Genomic DNA, 20,837 nt, shown 5'->3' on the forward strand with positions numbered 1-20,837 from the left:
CAAACTTGCTGAGTGATCTTTGTCAGAAGCGCTCGCTCGGTTTGAGGTCGGCCATGGGTGGCAAGGTATAATGTCAGCCATTGCGTGTGGCCTGGCCACCGCCTACCGTAAGAGGACAATGTGCGCTTTATCGAGAAACTTTCTGCCGCCTGGACGGCAAACAATTCCCTGCTGTGTGTGGGCCTGGACCCGGATGTCAGCCGTTTTCCGGCAGAATTGGCAGGCAAGCCGGATGCCATATTTACATTTTGTAAAACCGTGATTGATGCAACGGCGGACCTGGCCTGTTCATTCAAGCCGCAGATCGCCTATTTTGCAGCGCTGCGTGCAGAAGATCAGTTGGAAGCAATTTGTCGTTATATCAAAACCACGTATCCACATATTCCCGTCATTCTGGATGCCAAGCGTGGTGATATCGGTGCTACTGCCGGTCAATATGCACGCGAGGCATTTGAACGTTATGCCGCCGATGCCGTGACCGTCAACCCCTACATGGGTTTTGATTCTGTCGCACCGTATCTGGAATGGAAAGACCGTGGCGTCATCATACTGTGTCGTACATCGAATGCCGGCGGCTCTGATCTGCAATTCCTGGATGTCGGTGGCAAGCCTTTGTACCAGCATGTGGCGCAACTGGTGGCTGATAAATGGAATACCAATGGCCAGTGTGCCCTGGTGGTCGGTGCGACTTTCCCGAATGAACTGGCGCAGGTGCGTGCCCTGACAGGGGATATGCCTTTGCTGGTGCCAGGCATTGGTGCTCAGGGCGGTGATATTGCGGCGACGGTGCAGGCCGGCAAGACTGCCAACGGTACCGGCATGATGATCAATTCTTCACGCGCCATTTTGTATCCGACACTGATGGCAGGTGAAAGCAATGTCGCGGCGATTCGCCGGGTTGCGCTGGAAACTCGCGACGCCATCAATACTTACCGTTAAGCTGCACGGAAAATACAAAAGCCCATCCAACGCAGATCAGCACGCATGCAATCCTTCCACTTCTTGTACGTGGGCGGATTGCATGGGGCGAAGTGAAGCGCATTGCCACAAACATCCTTGTGGAATTTTTGCAGAACGTGCATCACGGCCTGGCGTTCTTTTAGAAGCTGTGACGTATGCCTACATGCAGGGCTTTGTCACCTGAGCCAGCTTCAATGGCACTACCTACGGTGTAGCCGGCACCATTCTTGTTATCTATCCTGGCGTAAGCCGCATACAGGTCGGTACGCTTGGACAGCGAATACAGATAGGCCACAGCCAACTGGCTGGTATCCTGATTTTTCACTGTCTTGTCGTCTTTGCGGATATACGAAGCCAGTATCTTGTTGTTACCGAATGGCACAGTCACGCCCAGCAAAAAGTCAGTGGAATCTGTGGACGCCGTCGGTGCCACCAGGCTGCCGTAGGGGTTGGCAGTATTGCGCAAGGGTGAACTGTTCAGGCCCTTGTTGACGCCATACGCCAGATGCGCTTTTGCCATACCAAAATCATAGGTTGCCGCCAGCAAGGTGGTTTTGCCGTCATCCGTATTCTTTAGCGTGGCAGTGTCATTGTTACGGTTGTGGTAACCCAGGCGTACTGCAAATGGGCCGGATGCATAGGTAATGGCTGCACCAAGCTGGCGACCGGCAGAAGTATCACCGGCTGTCTCGCCAAAGCCATAGGCGAGTTCAGCAGTCAGGCCATCAAAAGAAGGCGTGACGTATTTCAAGGTGTTGTCCATGCGGCTGGAACCAGCGCCAGAGTTAGGCATGATATTGGCGGCATCACCAGCAAAGCCGGTACCGAAGGGATCTGCAAAAGCCAGTGTCAGATATTCAGGCGTGTACTGACGGCCTGCAGTCAGCGTACCAAAATCCCCCTTGATACCGAGATAGGCCTGACGTCCAAACATCAAGCCACCCTGGCCCGATGAACCTGCATCGACGTTGATACCGCTTTCCAGCAGGAAGAAGGCAGACAGGCCACCACCCAGGTCTTCAGTACCCTTGAAACCCAGACGCGAACCGGAACCAATACCGCTGGTCAGTTTGCTGACAGAACCGGCGCTGCCGCCGTTTTCTATCGCAATACCGGTATCCACGATACCGTAAATGGTGACAGAGGATTGGGCCGAAGCGGCGTTGGTAAAAGCGCCAAGTATGGCCAGTGCAAGAAACGTCTTTTTCATTTAGTTCTCTCAAAAAATAGGTAGGGAAATAATTCACAGTCAAAACAATCGCCTACTGCCGGGATGCGGTACCACATGCTGTGGCCTGCTAGCTATGGGGCAATAAAAACGGTAAGGAACGATAAGGCTGATGTAAGTCTGATTACCGGCCGGGCTTCCTGCCAATGCGGTCGGTAATTTATTATCGATGAAAAGTAAGATGTTTACATATATATTATTTATAAATCGTTTATAAATAATTGATGAAACGTTGTTAAAAAGTTGAAATTGGATAGGACTTACGCAAAATTGTCCCAGCAAGGCTTATCGCTTTTAGGAAACATCCCTTACAGGGGATGTTCGTTACGTCGGCAGGCAACATGTTGCCTGAAACCCCGACTGCACCGTAGCAACGAAGACAGTACGAACAGTACCGAATCTTGCTAAATGCGGGAGCTACAACGCAGCTGGGGCGGTTTTGCGTAAGTCCTATTGGAGAGATAATTGAATGCCAACGATGGGCACGAATTATTTTGTTGTGTGTGGTAAAAATAAAAATGGACGGTGATCACTTCATCACCGGCCATTTCTGCGGGCACGCTCAGTTGCTGTCCATGTTGCCGGCAGCGTGACCGACAGCGCGCATCATGCCTTACCGTAACCGCCACCCCCCGGTGTTTCAATCACGAAAAGATCGCCTGGCTGCATAGTGGTACTGGCGACAAAACCCAGCGCCTCGGTCGTACCGTCATGTCTGATGACATAATTTTTACCGCAAGCGCCATCGGCACCACCCGCTGTGCCAAACGGCGCATACACGCGATTATTCGACAGAATGGAAGCCGTCATGTTTTCCAGGAAGCGTATCTTTCTGACGCCGCCATTGCCACCATGCCAGCGACCTGCACCACCTGATCCCGGTTTGATCTCGTAGCTTTCCAGTCGGACCGGGTAACGCCATTCAAGAATTTCTGGATCGGTCAGGCGTGAATTCGTCATATGCGTCTGTACCACGTCCGTACCATTGAAACCTTCACCCGCACCTGATCCACCAGAGATGGTTTCATAGTATTGATAATCATCGTTGCCGAAGGTGAAGTTGTTCATGGTGCCGGGTGACGATGCGACTACCCCCAGTGCACCGTACAAGGCATTGGTAATGCAACTTGAGGTTTCCACATTGCCCGATACTACCGCAGCAGGGTAGCGCGGATTCAGCATGGAACCTTCAGGAATGATGACCTTCAAGGGCTTCAGGCAACCGGCGTTGAGTGGGATATCGTCATCGATCAATGTCCGGAATACGTACAACACGGCAGCCATGCAGATCGCGCTGGGTGCATTGAAATTATTATTCAGTTGTGGTGAGGTGCCGGTGAAATCCACTTCGGCAGAACGTGAAGCATGGTCAACCCGGATAGCAACCTTGATGATGGCACCGTTATCGAGCTTGTATTCATAACTGCTGTCTTGCAGTGCCGTGATGACGCGCCTGATGGCTTCTTCGGCATTGTCTTGCACATGGCCCATATACGCCTGCACCACGTCCAGGCCATAGTGCTGTACCATTTTCAGCAACTCATCGACGCCTTTCTGGTTGGCAGCAATCTGCGCCTGTAAGTCGGCCAGGTTTTGATGGATATTGCGGCAAGGGTATTTGCCGGAAGAGAGCAGGGTGATGGTTTCTTTTTCCAGGAACTTGCCAGCGCTGACCAGTTTGAAATTATTGATCAGCACACCTTCTTCTTCCACTACCGTGCTGTCTGCCGGCATCGAGCCCGGCGTGATACCGCCGATGTCGGCATGATGACCGCGTGAACCTACATAGAACAGCACCTCGCTTCCTTCGGCATTGAAGGCAGGTGTGATGACCGTGACGTCGGGCAAGTGCGTGCCGCCGTTATACGGGTCGTTGAGCATGTAGACATCACCGGGCCGCATGCTGCCAGCGTTGGCACGGATGATGGTCTTGATACTGTCGCCCATGGAACCCAGATGCACAGGAATATGCGGTGCATTTGCAATCAGGTTGCCTTCGGCATCAAACAGTGCACAAGAAAAATCCAGGCGCTCTTTGATGTTGACCGAGAAGGCTGTATTTTGCAGGCGCAAGCCCATCTGTTCGGCGATACTCATGAACAGGTTGTTGAAAACTTCCAGCATGACAGGGTCTGCCCTGGTGCCTATGGCCTGGCGTTTCGGGCGTGCCTCCAGACGGGTGAACACCAGGTGATTCAATGCCGTGACTTCAGCACCCCAGCCTGGTTCTATGATGTTGGTGGCATTTTTTTCGGCAATGATGGCAGGCCCCTTGATATGATCACCCGGGCGCATGTCTTCACGTGCATACAGGCCAGTGTCGTGCCATTTCCCACCAGAAAAAAGCTGGACGATTTCCACTGGCTTCAACGCATGATTATTTTCCCGGGGTGGCAGATAGTCGACGCTTTCATTGCCTTCACCCGAATTGCCTATGGCTTCTACCGAAATTGCTTCGATCACCAGCGGCTTGTTCGGCATCAGGAAGGAATAGCGTTTTTTATAGGCAGATTCAAACTGGAAAATCATGCCGGCGATATCCTGCATGCCCACCACGATGACCGAATCCGTCCCCTCGTAGCGCAAATGCGCACGCTGTTTGACACTAAGATTTTCTATCAACACACCTTGTTCAAGCAAATCATTTTTTGCTGATGCTGACAGGCGCGCCAGTTGTTTTTCCAGTGCTGGGAGTGAAGTTGGTGCCAGTGGCAATTCCATGGCTTGCTCACGCATGGAGGTCTGGTCCGCCAGGCCCATGCCATATGCCGACAACACACCCGAGAATGGGTGGGCAAATACTTTCGTCATGCCCAGTGCATCCGCTACCAGGCAGGCATGCTGGCCACCGGCGCCACCGAAAGTGGTCAGGGTATAGTCAGTCACATCGTGGCCGCGCTGTACTGAAATGAATTTGATGGCATTGGCCATATTGCCGACAGCAATTTCGATGAAACCTTCGGCCACTTCTTCCGGTGATTTACGGATGCCGGTGGCTTTTTCTATTTCTGCTGCCATCGCTGTGAATTTTTCCACTACGGCGTCACGGTCCAAAGACATATCAGCTTTTGGGCCAAACACCCTGGGGAAATAAGCTGGCTGGATTTTCCCCAGCATGACATTGCAATCGGTTACAGCCAGTTGGCCGCCGCGTCGATAGCTGGTGGGGCCAGGGTTGGCACCGGCACTGTCAGGGCCGACACGGTAACGGGTACCGTCGAAATGCAGGATGGAGCCGCCGCCAGCGGCGACCGTATGTATGCTCATCATCGGTGCCCGCATCCTGACACCGGCAACCTGGGTTTCAAATTCGCGTTCAAATTCACCGGCGTAGTGGGATACATCCGTCGACGTGCCACCCATGTCAAAGCCGATGATTTTATCAAAGCCCGCAGTCTGCGCCGTGCGTACCATGCCGACAATACCACCGGCCGGGCCGGAGAGTATGGAATCCTTGCCCTGGAAGCGATGGGCATCCGTCAGGCCACCGTTGCTTTGCATGAAGAACAAACGCACGCCATCCATCTTGCTGGCGACCTGATCCACATAGCGTCGCAATATGGGCGACAGGTAGGCATCCACCACCGTGGTATCACCACGCGAAATCAGCTTCATCATCGGGCTGACTTTGTTGGAAATGGAAATCTGGGTGAAACCTGCTTCAGCCGCCAGCTTGCCTATGCGATCTTCATGCTGGGTATGACGATAGCCGTGCATGAGCACAATCGCCAGTGCGCGATAACCATCCTTGTATAAGGCAGCCAGCTCTGTTTTGACAGCACCTTCATCCAGTGCCTGCAGCACCTTGCCGTGGGCATCGATGCGTTCATCGACTTCCACCACTCTTTCATACAACAGCTCTGGCAATACGATATGACGGTCAAACAGGCGTGGCCGGTTCTGGTAGGCGATACGCAAGGCATCACGAAAACCTTTGGTGATCATCAGCGCCGTTGGATCACCCTTGCGTTCCAGCAGCGCGTTGGTGGCGACCGTGGTCCCCATCTTGACGGCAGATACCAGCGCGGGTGAAATATTCTGGTCCGGGCGCAAGCCCAGCAAACCTTGTATACCCGCGACGGCGGCATCTTTATATTGTTCCGGGTTTTCTGACAACAATTTATGTGTCAGTAATTTTCCATCCGGGCGGCGTGCCACGATATCGGTAAACGTACCACCGCGATCTATCCAGAATTGCCAGCGTTGATCTTCAGGGAGATCTTCGTGCGCTTGTTTCTGTCCGTTCATATTGCAACCACCTTTCATAAAGAGATGTTGCCGTCCACCGGCAAAGTCTAATCTCGGTTTGATCCGCCATCCACATCCGGGGCTATCGTCCTTGTGTCAAAAATCAGACAGTTCCCGCATTTAACTATTGCCGGAAGGCAGCAGATGGAATGGATTTCCAGTACTAAAAAAATAAAAAACATCACTGTTCTTGTGCATCTCCGCTACAGCGTGGTGCAGTTTTTTAAAACAGATTTAGAGAAGGAAAAAAACTTTATAAACATCTTGTAGATTTTTCCTTTAATGATATTGTAGTGTTTATTGAGATTAAATGTAATATATTTTATTGACGGTTTATCGATAAAACGTTTACGATATAAAACATCGAAAGGATAAATGATGTCTGACTTGAAGCAAAATAAGCTGATCTTCTCCTCGTCATGTACTCGCTTTCGATCATTTGTACAAGGCTTTGCAGGGGCAAGCGTGGCAGCGGCGATGGTAGTGTCCGTGGCAGTGTCAAGTGTCGTGCTGATGTCAATGACGGCCTTGCCCTGTCAGGCAGATGAAATGGAAGTACGTTTCGCCACTGCCTATGCCGCAGACAATTTTCAAACCTTGAATCTGCAACAATTTGCCAGGGATGTCATGGCAGGCACGGGTGGACGGGCGAAGATGAGTGTCTTTGCCGCGGGCAGCTTGTTGAAGCCGGCAGAAATTTTTGCCGGCGTTATCAGTGAAAAAGCCGAGGCAGGTGAAGTCATCATGTCCAGCCTGGCAAAAGATATACCGGTATTTGGTGTGGATTCCCTGCCATTTACTGTCAGGGATTATGAAGATGCTTATCACTTGTGGATGGCGTCAAAACCGGCAGTGGAAAAGGCGCTCAACAAGCGGGGTTTGAAGTTGCTTTATTCAGTGCCGTGGCCGCCACAGAACCTATACTCAAAAAAGCCTTTGAGTTCACTGGCAGATTTCAAGGGTATGCGCATGCGCAGTTATAACCCGGCCAGTGAAAGGATAGCCGAGTTGGCCCTGGCAACAGCAGTGCCGGTACAGGTGATCGATCTGGAAAAGGCGATTGCCGCCGACAAGCTGGACCTGATGATCACCTCAAGCTGGACCGGGGTGGAAACCAAGGCATGGAGCAAGATGCAGTATTACTACCGGGCAAATGCATGGATACCCAAAAATATGGTCTTCATCAGTCAAAAAGTGTTTGCCCGATTTGACCCGGATACACAAAAGAAAATCATGGATGCCGCCCAGCATGCCGAAAAACGTGGCTGGGATATGAGCAGGGACAGCGATGCCGGTTTTGAAAACCAGTTGCGTAACAACAAGGTCAAGGTGGACCGGGTTGACGCACTGTTAAGAAATAACCTTGACAGGCTGGGCGAGCAGTTTGTCAGGGAGTGGTTGAAAACAGCAAGCAGTGAAGAAGTATCCATATTATTGAAATACACGACCGAAAGGTCGATGAAGTAAATCTTTGGCTGACAGGTACTGGCAAACCCGGGCAAATGCGGACAAGGACAGGAGTAGCAGCATAGGAAAGGGCTCTCATCAAGGTAGCAGAGAGCTTACATTTAATTAAATTGGAGCGTTTAATAATGTTTACAAATACCATCAAGAGAATTGCCCGCGCAGGTCTTCTGGCCGCCCTGGGATTGAGTTTTTGCTACTCTGCCTATGCGCAGCAAGAAATCAAGATAGGCGTGATCTATCCTTTGTCCGGCGCTGCGGCATCATCCGGCAGTGAAATGAAAAACGCGCTGGAACTGGCTGTCGATATCGTTAACAACGGTGCTAAAAGTGTACCCAATCTGCCATTTTCCGCTGGTGGTGGCTTGCCGAATCTGAAAGGCGCAAAAATCAAACTGGTGTTTGCTGATCACCAGGGCAATCCGCAAATCGGCGCAAGCGAAACCGAAAGACTGATTACCCAGGAAAAAGTGGTTGCCATTGTTGGTGCCTACTTCAGTAATGTGACGGCGACGTCCAGCCAGGTGGCTGAAAAATACAAGATACCTTATGTTAATCCTGAATCGTCTTCTTCCACGTTGACACAGCGTGGTTTCAAATGGTTTTTCCGCACTACGGCGCATGATGATTTGTTCGTCCATAATTTCTTTGAGTTCTTCAAAGAACTGGAAGCCAAAAAAGGTATCAAGGTCAAACAACTGGCAACCTTCAATGAAAACACCTTGTGGGGCAATGAAACCACCAAGCTGGAAACCAAACTGGCAGCAGAAAAAGGCTATAACCTGGTGAAGACCATCGTCTATCCAGCGAAAAGTACACAACTGACTTCTGAAGTGCAGCAACTGAAATCATCGAATCCGCAAGTCGTCATGCAGTCTTCTTATCTGGGTGACGCCATCATGGCGATGAAAACCTATAAGGAACTTGGTTTTTCTCCCGACATGATCCTGGCTAACAATGCCGGATTTACGGATACAGAATTTCGCCGCACGCTGGGCAAGGATGCTGATTTTGTCATCACCCGTGAAGTCTGGTCACCTGATCTGGCGAAGAACAATCCGCTGATCAAACAGGTCAATGATTTGTTCAACAGCAAATACAAAATTGACTTTACCGGTAATTCCTCCCGCACCTTCACGGGTTTGATGACATTGGTGGATGCGATCAACCGCGCTGGCTCTACCGAACCAGAAGCCATACGCAAAGCCCTGACGGAAACCAATATTCCAGCCAATAAACTGATCATGCCGTGGAAGGGCATTAAGTTTGATGAGCATGGTCAAAACGTCTTGGGTTCCGGCATCCTGGTACAGATCATCGATGGCAAATACAACACGGTATGGCCTTTTGACTTGGCTACCAAAGATGTCGTTTGGCCTATGCCTAAATGGGATCAACGCAAGTAACAAGCTCAGTAAAAATAAGCACGCTTGCCCGGCTAGCCAGCCGGGTAAGAAAAAAGCATTCAGTAAATACTACCTGGCGATACCTGACGTCGGTTTTACATATAGGAAGTGCGAGGAGAAATATGTCCCTTGAAATTATTATTCAAACCCTGGCGTCAGGGATCTTGATCGGATTGATCTATGCGCTGGTGGCGATTGGTTTGACCTTGATCTTTGGCGTCATGGATATCGTCAATTTTTCTCATGGTGAATTTTTGATGTTTGGCATGTATTCCAGTTTCTGGATGTACTCGCTGTTTGCATTGGACCCCATGTTTACCCTGCCATTGACGGCATTGTTTTTGTTCGCGCTTGGGGTGATTCTGTACAAGCTCATCATCAGAAAGATCACCAATGCGCCCATGTTGTCGCAGATTTTTACCACCTTCGGCCTGATGATGTTGTTCCGCGGTCTGGCGCAATTTTTCTGGAAACCCGATTTCAGAACGGTTGATCATTCTGTGGTATCCGGGGCTGTGCAGCTATTCGGCATACAGGTGGGCATGCCGCAGGTGACGGCAGGTATCGGTGCCATTCTGGTGACTATGGGGATTTACCTGTTCCTGACCAAAACCCGTGCCGGGGCAGCACTGGAAGCGACTGCTGCAGATAAAGAGGCGGCCCAACTGATGGGTATCGATTCGCAGAAAATGTTTGCCATGGCCTGGGGCATCGGCGCGGCTTGTGCTGGCGTGGCTGGCGCTTTGCTGTCGACTTTCTTTCCCATTTTTCCTGAAGTGGGGGCGAACTTCATCCTGATTGCTTTTGTAGTGGTGAACCTGGGTGGTTTTGGCAGTGTGATCGGGGCCTTGTTTGCCGGAATTATTGTCGGCGTCATCGAAGTCATGGGTGGTTTCCTGATCGGGCCGCAATACAAGCTGGCACTGGTGCTTGGATTGTTCCTGGCGGTGTTGATGTTCCGTCCGCAAGGACTGATGGGTAGGCAATAAGGTGAAAAATAAGGTGGAACTATGAACATACAAGAAAAAACCGTGACATCGGCGCATGAATTGCTGGCCCCCGATTCTCATGGAAAATCCTCGGTTAAATACATACTGTTATCGCTATGTTTGATTTGTGCTTTGCTGGTACCTGTCGTGGTCAAAGACCCGTCGCATCAGAACCTGGCGATATTGATACTGATGGCGGCACAACTGGGCGTGGCCTGGAATATCGTCGGTGGCTATGCCGGTCAGGTATCGTTAGGGCACGTCGCCTTTTACGGACTGGGCGCCTACACCTCAACACTGCTGCTGACGCAATGGGGCATGAACGCCTGGCTGGCGATGTTATGTGGCGGCATATTGGCGGCACTGATTAGCCTGGTCATAGGCTGGTCATGCTTTCGCCTCAACGGCCATTACTTTGGCATGGCGACCATTGCCGTGGCTGAAATCATCCAGATCATATTCACCAACTGGGAATATGCCGGTGGCGCTGTTGGCCTGACCCTGCCCATGGATCAGCAGGGCTGGAGCAACATGATTTTTACCGACAAGGCACCGTATTACTACATCGCCCTTGGGCTCTTGCTGCTGACGCTGGCAGTGAATTACTGGATAGAACACAGTTACCTTGGCTACTACTTTCGCGCTATCAAGGATGAACCGGATGCGGCACGCAGCCTGGGTATCAATCTGAGTCGCTACAAACAAATCGCCTTTGCCGTCAGCAGTTTTTTTACCGCCATCGGTGGCAGCCTGTACGCACAGAAAGAATTGTATATAGATCCGGGTTCGGTCCTGCATACCGGCCTGTCGATCAAGATGGCCCTGGTATCCATATTGGGTGGAGTCGGCACTTTGCTGGGACCAGTCATCGGTGCAGGTGTATTGACCTTCATTGAAGAAGGCACACGGGCTTTGTTTGGTGGTTCTGGTCGTGGTACGGATCTGGTGATTTATGCAGCATTGATTGTACTGATCGCGGTTTACTACCCGACAGGTGTGATGGGCTGGATCAAGCAATTTTTTGCCCGCAGAAAAGCGGTCAGGGCGCAGAAGTCACTGGATGCACAAGACACCACGGATGCACAAGTCAGCAAGGAGGCAGCATGAGCTTATTGCGGGTAGAAAGCGTCAGCAAACGCTTCGGCGGTATCACCGCCAATCAGGATGTGTCATTTGAGGTAGGCGCAGGCAAGATCGTTGGCCTGATAGGCCCGAACGGTGCCGGCAAGACCACCATGTTTAACTGTATTGCAGGTTATGCACCACCGACTACGGGTGAAATCTGGATGAATGACATCAGGGTATCTGGTATGAGCCCTGAGCAATGTGCGCGAGCAGGTATAGGCCGGACCTTCCAGGTGGCGCGTACCTTTACCAGCATGACAGCGCTGGAAAACGTCATGGTTGGTGCTTTTCTGATCAACAAGAATGTGGCTGATGCCAGACAAAGTGCCGCAAAATTGCTGAGCTTTGTCAATCTTGGACAGTTTAAAGAAAAGCCTGCAGGCAGCATGACCATCAGCGAGCAGCGCCGCCTTGCGGTGGCCCGTGCACTGGCAGTCAGACCACGCCTGTTGCTGATGGATGAAGTCATGGCGGGCCTGAATCCGACCGAAGTCAAAGAGACGGTGGACGTGGTTTTGAAAATCCGTGAAGAAGGTATTTCCTGCCTGATTGTTGAACACGTGCTGGAAGGCATCATGCCGATTGCTGATGCGATTGTAGTGCTCGATTACGGCAAGAAGATCGCCGAAGGCAGTCCTGAACAAGTGTCTAACGATCCCAAAGTGATCGCTGCTTACCTGGGAGATGAATGATGCTGCAAGTACGAAACTTGAGAGTCAGTTATGACGGCGTGCTGGCCTTGTCCAAGGTCGATATGGATGTCGAGAAGGGCAAGATCGTCGCCCTGGTCGGTGGTAACGGCAATGGCAAGTCTACCACCTTGCGCGCCATTGCCGGTTTGAATGCGGCCGATGCCGGTCAGATCGTATTCGACGGCAAGCCGCTGGAAAAAATCCCGGCCAGCAAACGGGTAGGCCTGGGTTTGTCATTGGTGCCGGAAGGACGACGCATATTCGCCCGTCTGACGGTGGAAAGAAATCTGCAACTGGGTGCCTATACCCGCCGTGACGATGATGAAGTGGCCGAGTCCATAGACACCATGTACAGCTTGTTTCCCATTCTCAAGGAAAGGCGCTACCAATTGGCTGGCACCATGAGTGGTGGCGAACAGCAGATGCTGGCGATAGGCCGGGGCCTGATGGCGAAACCCAAATTGCTGTTACTGGATGAACCGTCCTGGGGAATCGCACCGAAGTTCGTCACCAAGGTACTCGACACCATACAACTGATCAATCAGCAGGGCATGTCGATATTATTGGTAGAGCAAAACCTGCACAAGGCACTGGCGATTGCCCATCATGGTTATGTGATACAGACAGGTCGCATCGTCATGCAGGGAACGGGGCAAGAACTGTTGAATAATGAAGATGTCAAGAAAGCCTATCTGGGCGTCTGATATCGCGTAATCAATGACGCGCAGGGGGCAAGCCTGGTCACTTGCGTGGCCCTGACGGTGACCGGCTTCATGCAACTGGGGCGTGTCATTCCGGCTATCAGCATGATGGATGAGATGGCACCGCAAAACGCGGCGTTGTTGGAACCAGCAGCCGCTGCTGGTAGCCCTGCGCCGGTGCTGACGATATCCTGATTTTGGCCTGTCTTTGGCATGTCTCGACGCAGAACAGGTGTGGAAAAAGATGAATTACTGATTATTTATTGATAAATTGATAGAAAATAGCTGTTATTTTTCGTGGAAAAGCTAAAATTAAAGGACGAAATATCGTCATCTGTTTAGCAATCTTCACATCAATTTTTTAAAGAATCTCTATGTCCACTACCAAGCCTGCAAAAAAGACCAGCCTGAGTTCATCGGCGTCACCCAGGGTGCCGATTGTATCTTCCTCGCACCTGGCGGAAGGTCGCAGTGCGGAATTGAGTGAATTTGAATTCGGCATGATCATCGCTGGCAATGCCTTCAATCGCTGGGCGGTCAGATGCATGGCTGCCGTCGGCATGAAAGACATGACGATTACCGATGTGCTGGTATTACATCACATCAATCACCGCGCACGCGAAAAGAAGCTGGCAGACATCGCCTTCATCCTCAATATTGAAGATACCCACATCGTCAATTATTCGCTCAAGAAATTGCAGGCTTTGTCACTGGTGCAGACCGAAAAACGTGGCAAGGAAATCCTGTATTCCACCAATGAAGCAGGGCGCGATGTATGCCAGCGCTATTACGCCGTGCGCGAACAGGTGCTGGTATCGGCGCTGACCGGTGATGGCACTGAAAGTTTTGAACTGAGCGAACTGGCGCGCTTTTTGCGCGTCTTGTCTGGCCTGTATGAGCAGGCTGCAAGGGCAGCAACCTCTTTATAAACAGGTTCTAAGATCGATAATTCACGGCAGCGGTGACGGCTGTGTCTACCTGGAAATGGTTTCCCAAGGTACAATAAAAAATCGTCCGTATTCCGATTGCCATCATGACAGCCCAAAAAAATGCCGAATTCGCATTCCTCGAAGCTTTTACTGCGGAATTGTCTGCAAAGAAGCTGGTATTCCCCACGTCCCTAGGGGCGACCATGAAGATCCGCAAGGCATTGAGCCAGGCGGATATTTCCACCGATATGGTGGCGCGGATTATCGGCACCGAGCCGGTATTGTCGGCCAAGATACTGCATCTCAGCAATTCCGCCTCCTTCAACCCGCAGGGTAAAAAGATTACGGATTTGCGCGGGGCGACAGTGTTGCTGGGATTTGCCGCCGTGCGCAATATAGCCGTTTCCATAGGCATGAAGCAGTTGGCCGAGAACAAGTTTAACGGCAGCCTGTCCGCCCAGATGGATGGCCTGTGGCGGCGCAGCCTGCGGGTGGCGGCCCTGGCCATGGTGATCGCCAAAACCCATACCCGCCTGAGCGCCGACAAGGCCATGCTGGCTGGCTTGTTACATGACATAGGCAAGTTTTACATATTGAATCGCGCGAATCATTACCAGGACTTGTTTACATCCGAACAGACGCTGTGGGAGTTGATTGATCACTGGCATGCCAGCATAGGTTCGGCGATACTGGAAGACTGGGAAATTTCTGAAGATATACGCGTTGCCGTCATGGATCATCGCGACCATAATCCTGGCAGTGGGCATAAGCTGGGTTTGATTGATGTGGTGGCCGTGGCTGATTTCCTGGATGGCCATTTCGTCAACGAGACCATTGCCGAACTGGACTGGAGTAAAGTCCCCGGCAGCTTCCAACTCTTGGATATCACGCCGGAAAATATTGATGAACTGATGCAGTCTACCAGGACAGAGCTGGCCCTGGTCTTGAAGGCCATCAACTGAAAATAGCGGTCGGTTGGCTAGTGCAGCACTACACTAACCCAGGCAGGCCTTGATACGTTCATGGCCAGCTCGGCTGACCGGAATCTGCACGCCGGATTTGAGTATCGCAACATGGCTATCCTTGCTGGCCCGCTCTATGTTCTTGAGCGCGGCGATATGCAATAGAAACGAGCGATGTATGCGGATGAATTTGCTGGCATCCAGTTGTGCTTCCAGTTCTGACAGGCTCTGGGTTTTCATATACGACTTTTGCGCTGTATGGATGGTGATGTAATCGTCTTGTGCCTCAACATAGTCTATGCTGTCCAGCGGCACATGATGTACCTGACCACGGTCACGTATCAACAGGCGTTGCAGTTGATGTCCTTGTTGTGCTACCAGCTTATCCAGTTGGCCCAGGTTCTGGGCTTGTGCCGCATCCGCCAACGTTTCTGTGCTTTCCTGGGCCAGCAACTTGCGCGCCTTTGCCAGGGCGTCGTCGAAGCGTTGCTGGGAAAAAGGTTTCAGCAGGTAATCGACGGCATGTAAATCAAAGGCTTTCAACGCATACTGATCATAGGCCGTGGTGAAGATGACGCCGCTGCGCCTGCCAGTCACTTCCAGCACTTCCAGCCCGGACAATTGCGGCATCTGTATATCCAGCAAGACCAGCTCCGGGTCCAGCCTGCTGATGGCTTCTACTGCTTCCATACCGGTTTCGCATTCACCAACGATCTCTATGTCGGTATGTGAGCGCAGGTATTCTATCGAAAGCCGGCGTGCCAGTTCTTCGTCATCCACGATCAATACCCGTAAGCGCTTATTCATGCCGGTCTGTCCTGTTCATATGGCAAAGCCATTTCAAGTAAGAATTCATTCTCTGTTTGCTGCCAACTGACACGTGCCTGTTCACCATAGATAGCTGCAAAGCGCTGACGTAGATTCTGCAGACCCAGGCCATTGCCGGCACTGTTGCTGGCTTCGCTAGCCACTGGATTTTTTACCGAGATATGCAGCCACTGGTCACGCCTGAAGATGGTGACCGTGATAATGCCGCCTTGTGGCAGATTGCGTATGCCATGTTTGATGGCATTTTCCAATAGCGGTTGCAAAATCATCGGCGGTATCAATGCCTGTCCCGCATCCGGGCTGATGTCGAATGTGTTGCCCAATTTTTTACCGAAACGGATTTTTTCCACGGCCAGGAAATTTTCACACAGGCGTACTTCATCATTCAGGCTGATTTTTTCTTTTTCGGCAATCGACAGGGTCTGGCGAAAAAAATCAGCCAGCGCTATGGTCATGCTGCGTGCACTGGTGGGGTCTATCGCTGTCAGTGCGCTGATGGAGTTGAGGCTGTTGAAAAGAAAATGCGGGTCGATCTGCGAGCGCAAAACCTGTAGTTCGGCATCCCTTGCCAGCAGGCGGGATGCTGCTTCACGCCGGTCTGCTTCATGCATATTGTCAAAGGCGATATACAGGTCGAAGGCCAGCAAGGCCAGCACATACAAGGCAAAGCCAGCCAGGAAAAACAGTGCTGACAGGTGTGGTGTGATCTGCAGTTCGGTGCCATCTTCCAACAGAAAAAACAGAACCTTGTTCCAGCCATGGCAGATGCCCAGCCAGCTCAAGCCTGAGATCAGCGACGCACTGCCAAAGACCAGCACGGCGGTGACCATCCTTCTGTGTGCGATAGGCAGGGAACGGCAGACATAATAGGCGGAAGATGCAAGAAAACCACCGAGCAGGGCCAGAGGCAAGGAAAACAGTAGTGCGTAAGACATCGTGCTCAGTTCCGCCGCCACCAGCAACCTGGCGATACCGACACCTATCAGCAGGCAGGCGGCGATATACAGCAGGAAGCGACGGAAATCTGACAATATGGGATGCATGCAAGCCTAAGCGTTTCAGTTTTTGACTTCGACACCACCCATGATGGCGTAACCTTTGATATACAATTTTTTCGCAGTCAGCATGGGCGGCACGGTTTTGTCCTCAAATCCACCCAGTATTGGTGAGCCATGGCTGATTACTGTCCAGTCATTCGGTACTTTCAGCTCTATGCCACCCCACATGGCGAAGACATTCAGGGTCGCTTCCGACTGTATGGAGGCCTGACGCAAATCCAGTTCCACACCTCCCATGACGGCATTGATTTCACCTCCCTTGAAATCCTGGGAACTGTTTTGCAGTTTATTGCCACTCATGACGGCGACGATATTGCATACGGAATCCTGATTTACCTGCCCATTCAGGTAGCGATCCTTATCGCCCAGTTTACCTTTGAAGATCACCATCAGACCCGCGAAGATCAGGAAAATTGGCCACAAGTCGCGCATGCGGAAGTGGATGATGCCCATGTACTGCAATGTCAGCATGCTACCCAGGATGATGAAGCCACCGCCGATAATATACCCTGCGGTACTGTCGCTTTTTGAAATTTTCAGCACACCAATGATGATGAACACCGTGGGCCAGAAATGGAAAATGTCGCGGGTGTTGAAAATATCCAGATTATCCAGCAATGCCAGCGTACCAAATATCAACAGCATGGCACCAACCAGGATGCGGCCTTGCGCGTTATTGTTGTTCATGATGATAGTCCTTAGTTGAAATGTCTTTTTTTATTTGCGTACAGTCAGCAAGCCGCCAATGAAATGCCGCAAGCCAAAGGCGATCAGCAGCAGTGGCCAGCTGGTATGAAAACTCCAGCCCCACATATGTTCTATCGATACATACAGCCAGAATGCAAATACCAGGTTGAAGCAGCCTTTGGCTATGTGCTGGGGTTTGCTGGGGCTGATGATATCGACCAGGCCGCTGATGGCGATCATGGCGGGTAACAGGAACCAGTAATCCATGGCATTGAGCATGTCCATATGATCCATCAGGAACACGCAACCGGCAACGATCAACGCCAATCCAAAGAATAAATTACCTTTGTTGATGTGTTGATTGTTCATTTCGTTCGTCATACGATACCCTTTCTTTCACTGTTTGCGGACCTGGCTATTTTTGAAAACCTGCCGGTTCTTGTCCGGTGAAGTCAAGATACGCAAGGCGGGCGCGTTTGTCGCGTCTGTGTCGGCGAATGACGCAAATCGTCGGTAATTGGCGCTTGAGGGAAGTTTTGTCGGGCAGGATTGGCTGCCAGCCGGTTTTACCACTGTATGGTTCAGCAGTGATGGTGTGGGTGTCGTGTTAGCTGAGCAATTGAATGAAATGCTCGGCGGTGCGTACGATACGCTTGGATTCCGTGCCGAACAGGTCATGGGTTTCTTGCACGATATACTCATTGGAGCCTTTGGTGCAGTACAGCAAACCACGGAAATTCGTGCCCAGATAGACAAACGGCGCTGCCTTGGTCTTGACCGGTACATCACTGCCGATCAAGGCGCGTAATTTACGCTCAACTTCATACAGGTTTTTTTCGTCCAGGGTGACGGTGGTACCCTTGGGCGTAGGGAAGCTGCTTTGAAACGATGGGTTTTGGCCCATGGGATTTCTGAACGTGATTTTGATACCCAGTTTCAAGAACTTGGATACCGCAAAGAAGTCATTTTCATCGTACATGGCGAATCCCTGAAAGCTGTGATGCCAGCCAGGGTGGCATCATCCTTGTTCTTGTCGACATGTGATTGTTGGGACGATTGTTGAGAATCGCATGTCTTTTCGGAAAGCTTGCCAGAATTCAGTCGTTTATACAACTTTTCTTCCATGTAAATTGGCTTAAAACAACTGACAGGCGCGCAGTAAGATCGTAAACAAGTGTTAAGCCGTAAAACCAGCGCCTTTCGCCATCAGCACCGCACCCAGAATAATGATGACGATACCCGCCAGTTCCAGATGTAAAACCCTGCGTATATTTTTGGCCTGGGCCGGACTCAGTAGCGGTAACTGATTTTGCTTCAACGCCGGGGCCCAGCGCAGGAAGATCATGGTGGGATAGATGGACAGCAGACCGACCACGATAAAGGCAGTCATCTTGAGCATGAAGGCATGATTGTGCAGATAATAGGCCGCACCTTTCTCAAAGTAGATGACGCGCAACATGCCCATGACCAGGATCAGCATGGCACTCACGCCATAGATGCCGTCTAGAGTACGCAGGCTTTTGGCGGACGACAAACTCAAAGGCTGACGTATCAAGATCATTTCCGCGACCAGTGAACTGACCAGAGTGAATGCGGCAAGATGGTGTAAAAAGGCGACTAACATATTCATTTGGCTGGCTCCTGGCAAGATATGGCAACAACGGGGAATGCAGGAAGTCTAAACCATCTTTCTCGTGCTTGCCTTAAAGTTAAGACCAATGCCGGTAAATTTGTCGCCAGGCCCAGGTAAAACGGCGCAAGCTATTACTGCAGTCCGTCACACAGCGGCAGGCTGACTGCCTGCAAGATATTGCCTTGCTTGTCTTGCGCAAATGCCAGCAGCGACAGGTTTTTACGTTTGCTGCTCGCAGGTATGGCCAGTTGGGTGGAATAGCTTGCGGTTTTGCCTGCGCTCAGTCTGTAGTCTTCGCCCCATTCTCTGGCAACGTAGTCATGCTGCAAGGTGGCACCACGGTTTTCACCGGCCTGTATCTTGCTGACCAGGCCCTGTTCTACCAGGCTGACATACAGGCGGGCTTCTTGCATGCTATTGCCTTGCAGATTGACATACAGTTTGTTGCCGGCCAGTTTTTCTATGCCCAGACGCAGGCTGGCCGTTGCCGGTTTTTGATTGATACGCTTGATGTCATCGCTCAGGCCATTGCGCCAGTTGCGCACTTCCTTGCCTGCCAAAAAGATTTCTGGCGTGTACACCGAACGACTGCCCGCCAGGTCTGCCAGGTTGCGCTGTCTTTCGGTGTACAACTGTTTGGCAAAGATATCTTTCCAGCCCAGATAATCCCAGTAATCCACATGCAGGGACACCGGTATCACCTGATCACTGTTCAGGCCCGTGCTTTGATACAGGCGGCTGATGGTTTTGTCGGCAGGCGGGCAACTGTCACAGCCTTCAGACGTATACAGTTCCAGCAGGGCGACGGTATGACCGGGACTGGTTTTGCTGCAAATGTCGGCAGCCTGCAGGGGGCTGCTGGCGACACCGGCAAACAGGCTGATCAGGAATAGGGTTTTCATGGAGACTCCTTGTGACTAAGACACCGCTACAGTGTAGTCGGACCAGCCCCGATTAACTTACAGCTGCTGCTGTGTTACCCGCTTTTTCCAGTCGGCGTAGGTTTGGGGAACTTTGTCATCTGCCACCATGATGCTAGCCAGGCTTTGTTTGAGTGCGTGCAATTCTTCGTCAACTTGCTCAAATGGGGTAGCGGGATCAAGGCTGAGCAGGCGCGCTGCCAGTGCTTCCAGTTGCAGGGTGGGGTGCTCACCTGTGTGTGCCGGCCTGGGTATGGCGCTGCCTTTGACAGCAAAGACGATCAGGTTGTAGCTGTCTTCAGAGCGGCTCCAGCAGACCTGTTGCTTGAAGACATGGCGCAGGCGACCCAGCATGTCTGCCAGGGCGCTGGGTTTGCCCCAGACATTGGCAACCAGCACGCCGTCGGTAGCCAGTTGACGCTGGCAGTTGGCATAAAATTCTGCCGTGTTGAGTGCGGCCACCAGGCCGTTTTCATCATAGGCATCCAGCAAGATGACATCGGCTGCATAGGTATGCTGCTGCAAATGGCTGATGGCATCACACTTGATAATGTGCAGGCGTTCGTCATCTGCTGGCAGCATGAATTGCTCGCGCATGGCGATCACGTCAGCATTGATTTCCAGCACGGTGATGCGGCAATCGGGCAAGTGGTGATAACAGTATTTGACGAGGGAGCCGCCACCCAGGCCTATCAGTAAAATATGCGAGGGCCTGGGGTGAAACAGTAAAAAGCCCATGACAGTGCGCGAGTAGGCGCAGACCAATTCGTTCGGCGCATCCAGCTTCATGACACTCTGCATGCACTTGGGGTTCAGGTACATCATGCGCAAATTGTCGTCGTCGACATAAAATGGCCGGCCCTGGTGCGCTTGCTGCATGGCTTCCAGGCGGCGCATATGCTCCAGCTCGGCACCGGATAGCTTGTTCAAAAACAGGCTGGACAAACTTGCGCGCTTTTCTGTCATTCCCCTATCCACGGTTTTGTGTAGAACGCACCCCTATTTAT

At 51.5% G+C, this 20,837-nt stretch carries 20 protein-coding genes; 10 read left to right on the forward strand and 10 right to left on the reverse strand.

Going from position 1 to position 20,837, the window contains the following annotated elements; all coding sequences use genetic code 11:
• Positions 1-120: 120 nt before the first annotated feature.
• Entirely contained in the window at positions 121-939 is an 819-nt protein-coding gene (gene pyrF / locus ACO0LM_RS12475) for an orotidine-5'-phosphate decarboxylase (protein ID WP_423037510.1), read from the forward strand.
• Positions 940-1,099: 160 nt separating this feature from the next.
• Here the strand turns inward: pyrF and ACO0LM_RS12480 are convergent, their stop codons facing one another.
• Both ACO0LM_RS12480 and ACO0LM_RS12485 read right to left on the reverse strand, forming a co-directional pair.
• A complete protein-coding gene (locus ACO0LM_RS12480; protein WP_423037512.1) occupies positions 1,100-2,170 on the reverse strand; it encodes a porin in 1,071 nt (356 codons plus the stop codon).
• Between the two features lie 624 nt (positions 2,171-2,794).
• Positions 2,795-6,436, reverse strand: a complete 3,642-nt coding sequence (locus ACO0LM_RS12485) for a hydantoinase B/oxoprolinase family protein (protein WP_423037514.1) — start codon at positions 6,434-6,436, stop codon at positions 2,795-2,797.
• Between the two features lie 489 nt (positions 6,437-6,925).
• Between ACO0LM_RS12485 and ACO0LM_RS12490 the strand changes: the two genes are divergently transcribed.
• The 9 genes from ACO0LM_RS12490 to ACO0LM_RS12530 all read left to right on the forward strand — a co-directional run bounded on the left by ACO0LM_RS12490 (position 6,926) and on the right by ACO0LM_RS12530 (position 14,704).
• Positions 6,926-7,903: a TRAP transporter substrate-binding protein gene (locus tag ACO0LM_RS12490; RefSeq protein ID WP_423037516.1), complete on the forward strand. Its 978-nt coding sequence runs from the start codon at positions 6,926-6,928 to the stop codon at positions 7,901-7,903.
• Positions 7,904-8,028: 125 nt separating this feature from the next.
• The gene (locus ACO0LM_RS12495) at positions 8,029-9,306 is read left to right on the forward strand and encodes an ABC transporter substrate-binding protein (protein WP_423037518.1); all 1,278 of its coding nucleotides are present in this window, start codon (positions 8,029-8,031) and stop codon (positions 9,304-9,306) included.
• Positions 9,307-9,428: 122 nt separating this feature from the next.
• A complete protein-coding gene (locus ACO0LM_RS12500; RefSeq protein WP_423037520.1) occupies positions 9,429-10,295 on the forward strand; it encodes a branched-chain amino acid ABC transporter permease in 867 nt (288 codons plus the stop codon).
• 21 nt (positions 10,296-10,316) lie between these two features.
• A complete protein-coding gene (locus ACO0LM_RS12505) occupies positions 10,317-11,402 on the forward strand; it encodes a branched-chain amino acid ABC transporter permease (RefSeq protein ID WP_423037522.1) in 1,086 nt (361 codons plus the stop codon).
• Positions 11,399-12,112, forward strand: a complete 714-nt coding sequence (locus ACO0LM_RS12510) for an ABC transporter ATP-binding protein (protein ID WP_422987362.1) — start codon at positions 11,399-11,401, stop codon at positions 12,110-12,112. Before ACO0LM_RS12505 ends, ACO0LM_RS12510 begins: the two co-directional genes overlap by 4 nt.
• A complete protein-coding gene (locus ACO0LM_RS12515) occupies positions 12,112-12,816 on the forward strand; it encodes an ABC transporter ATP-binding protein (RefSeq protein ID WP_422987360.1) in 705 nt (234 codons plus the stop codon). The genes ACO0LM_RS12510 and ACO0LM_RS12515 overlap by 1 nt, the downstream gene beginning before the upstream one ends.
• 45 nt (positions 12,817-12,861) lie before the next feature.
• Positions 12,862-13,008: a hypothetical protein gene (locus ACO0LM_RS12520; protein WP_423037524.1), complete on the forward strand. Its 147-nt coding sequence runs from the start codon at positions 12,862-12,864 to the stop codon at positions 13,006-13,008.
• A 179-nt stretch (positions 13,009-13,187) separates the two neighbouring features.
• On the forward strand, positions 13,188-13,742 hold the full coding sequence (locus ACO0LM_RS12525; protein ID WP_422987356.1) for a winged helix DNA-binding protein: 555 nt from the start codon (positions 13,188-13,190) through the stop codon (positions 13,740-13,742).
• Positions 13,743-13,846: 104 nt separating this feature from the next.
• Complete coding sequence (locus ACO0LM_RS12530; protein WP_423037526.1) at positions 13,847-14,704, forward strand: HDOD domain-containing protein; 858 nt, start codon at positions 13,847-13,849, stop codon at positions 14,702-14,704.
• Positions 14,705-14,737: 33 nt separating this feature from the next.
• Here ACO0LM_RS12530 and ACO0LM_RS12535 read toward each other — a convergent pair whose 3' ends face one another.
• From ACO0LM_RS12535 to ACO0LM_RS12570, 8 genes are all read right to left on the reverse strand, one after another.
• Complete coding sequence (locus tag ACO0LM_RS12535; protein WP_423037529.1) at positions 14,738-15,511, reverse strand: LytR/AlgR family response regulator transcription factor; 774 nt, start codon at positions 15,509-15,511, stop codon at positions 14,738-14,740.
• The gene (locus tag ACO0LM_RS12540) at positions 15,508-16,575 is read right to left on the reverse strand and encodes a sensor histidine kinase (RefSeq protein WP_423037531.1); all 1,068 of its coding nucleotides are present in this window, start codon (positions 16,573-16,575) and stop codon (positions 15,508-15,510) included. The genes ACO0LM_RS12535 and ACO0LM_RS12540 overlap by 4 nt, the downstream gene beginning before the upstream one ends.
• A gap of 15 nt (positions 16,576-16,590) precedes the next feature.
• A complete protein-coding gene (locus ACO0LM_RS12545; protein WP_423037533.1) occupies positions 16,591-17,277 on the reverse strand; it encodes a LiaI-LiaF-like domain-containing protein in 687 nt (228 codons plus the stop codon).
• 30 nt (positions 17,278-17,307) lie between these two features.
• Positions 17,308-17,646: a LiaI-LiaF-like domain-containing protein gene (locus ACO0LM_RS12550; RefSeq protein WP_423037535.1), complete on the reverse strand. Its 339-nt coding sequence runs from the start codon at positions 17,644-17,646 to the stop codon at positions 17,308-17,310.
• Between the two features lie 238 nt (positions 17,647-17,884).
• Positions 17,885-18,256: a hypothetical protein gene (locus ACO0LM_RS12555; RefSeq protein ID WP_422987344.1), complete on the reverse strand. Its 372-nt coding sequence runs from the start codon at positions 18,254-18,256 to the stop codon at positions 17,885-17,887.
• Between the two features lie 198 nt (positions 18,257-18,454).
• Positions 18,455-18,907, reverse strand: a complete 453-nt coding sequence (locus ACO0LM_RS12560) for a DUF2214 family protein (RefSeq protein WP_423037537.1) — start codon at positions 18,905-18,907, stop codon at positions 18,455-18,457.
• A 134-nt stretch (positions 18,908-19,041) separates the two neighbouring features.
• A complete protein-coding gene (locus tag ACO0LM_RS12565; protein ID WP_423037539.1) occupies positions 19,042-19,812 on the reverse strand; it encodes a DUF1223 domain-containing protein in 771 nt (256 codons plus the stop codon).
• Between the two features lie 57 nt (positions 19,813-19,869).
• Positions 19,870-20,796 (reverse strand): fused MFS/spermidine synthase, encoded by a 927-nt coding sequence (locus ACO0LM_RS12570; protein WP_423037541.1) that lies wholly within the window; start codon positions 20,794-20,796, stop codon positions 19,870-19,872.
• Positions 20,797-20,837 lie beyond the last annotated feature (41 nt).

The organism is Undibacterium sp. Di26W, from assembly GCF_049340265.1.
Taxonomy (GTDB): domain Bacteria; phylum Pseudomonadota; class Gammaproteobacteria; order Burkholderiales; family Burkholderiaceae_D; genus Undibacterium.

What these genes read in the sequence shown, in the direction of transcription:
- ACO0LM_RS12480 (WP_423037512.1), bottom strand. Translation starts at nt 2,170, where the DNA reads ATGAAAAAGACGTTTCTTGCACTGGCCATACTTGGCGCTTTTACCAAC.
- ACO0LM_RS12485 (WP_423037514.1), bottom strand. Translation starts at nt 6,436, where the DNA reads ATGAACGGACAGAAACAAGCGCACGAAGATCTCCCTGAAGATCAACGC.
- ACO0LM_RS12495 (WP_423037518.1), top strand. Translation starts at nt 8,029, where the DNA reads ATGTTTACAAATACCATCAAGAGAATTGCCCGCGCAGGTCTTCTGGCC.
- ACO0LM_RS12500 (WP_423037520.1), top strand. Translation starts at nt 9,429, where the DNA reads ATGTCCCTTGAAATTATTATTCAAACCCTGGCGTCAGGGATCTTGATC.
- ACO0LM_RS12505 (WP_423037522.1), top strand. Translation starts at nt 10,317, where the DNA reads ATGAACATACAAGAAAAAACCGTGACATCGGCGCATGAATTGCTGGCC.
- ACO0LM_RS12510 (WP_422987362.1), top strand. Translation starts at nt 11,399, where the DNA reads ATGAGCTTATTGCGGGTAGAAAGCGTCAGCAAACGCTTCGGCGGTATC.
- ACO0LM_RS12515 (WP_422987360.1), top strand. Translation starts at nt 12,112, where the DNA reads ATGCTGCAAGTACGAAACTTGAGAGTCAGTTATGACGGCGTGCTGGCC.
- ACO0LM_RS12525 (WP_422987356.1), top strand. Translation starts at nt 13,188, where the DNA reads ATGTCCACTACCAAGCCTGCAAAAAAGACCAGCCTGAGTTCATCGGCG.
- ACO0LM_RS12530 (WP_423037526.1), top strand. Translation starts at nt 13,847, where the DNA reads ATGACAGCCCAAAAAAATGCCGAATTCGCATTCCTCGAAGCTTTTACT.
- ACO0LM_RS12535 (WP_423037529.1), bottom strand. Translation starts at nt 15,511, where the DNA reads ATGAATAAGCGCTTACGGGTATTGATCGTGGATGACGAAGAACTGGCA.
- ACO0LM_RS12540 (WP_423037531.1), bottom strand. Translation starts at nt 16,575, where the DNA reads ATGCATCCCATATTGTCAGATTTCCGTCGCTTCCTGCTGTATATCGCC.
- ACO0LM_RS12545 (WP_423037533.1), bottom strand. Translation starts at nt 17,277, where the DNA reads ATGAACAACAATAACGCGCAAGGCCGCATCCTGGTTGGTGCCATGCTG.
- ACO0LM_RS12550 (WP_423037535.1), bottom strand. Translation starts at nt 17,646, where the DNA reads ATGAACAATCAACACATCAACAAAGGTAATTTATTCTTTGGATTGGCG.
- ACO0LM_RS12555 (WP_422987344.1), bottom strand. Translation starts at nt 18,256, where the DNA reads ATGTACGATGAAAATGACTTCTTTGCGGTATCCAAGTTCTTGAAACTG.
- ACO0LM_RS12560 (WP_423037537.1), bottom strand. Translation starts at nt 18,907, where the DNA reads ATGAATATGTTAGTCGCCTTTTTACACCATCTTGCCGCATTCACTCTG.
- ACO0LM_RS12565 (WP_423037539.1), bottom strand. Translation starts at nt 19,812, where the DNA reads ATGAAAACCCTATTCCTGATCAGCCTGTTTGCCGGTGTCGCCAGCAGC.
- ACO0LM_RS12570 (WP_423037541.1), bottom strand. Translation starts at nt 20,796, where the DNA reads ATGACAGAAAAGCGCGCAAGTTTGTCCAGCCTGTTTTTGAACAAGCTA.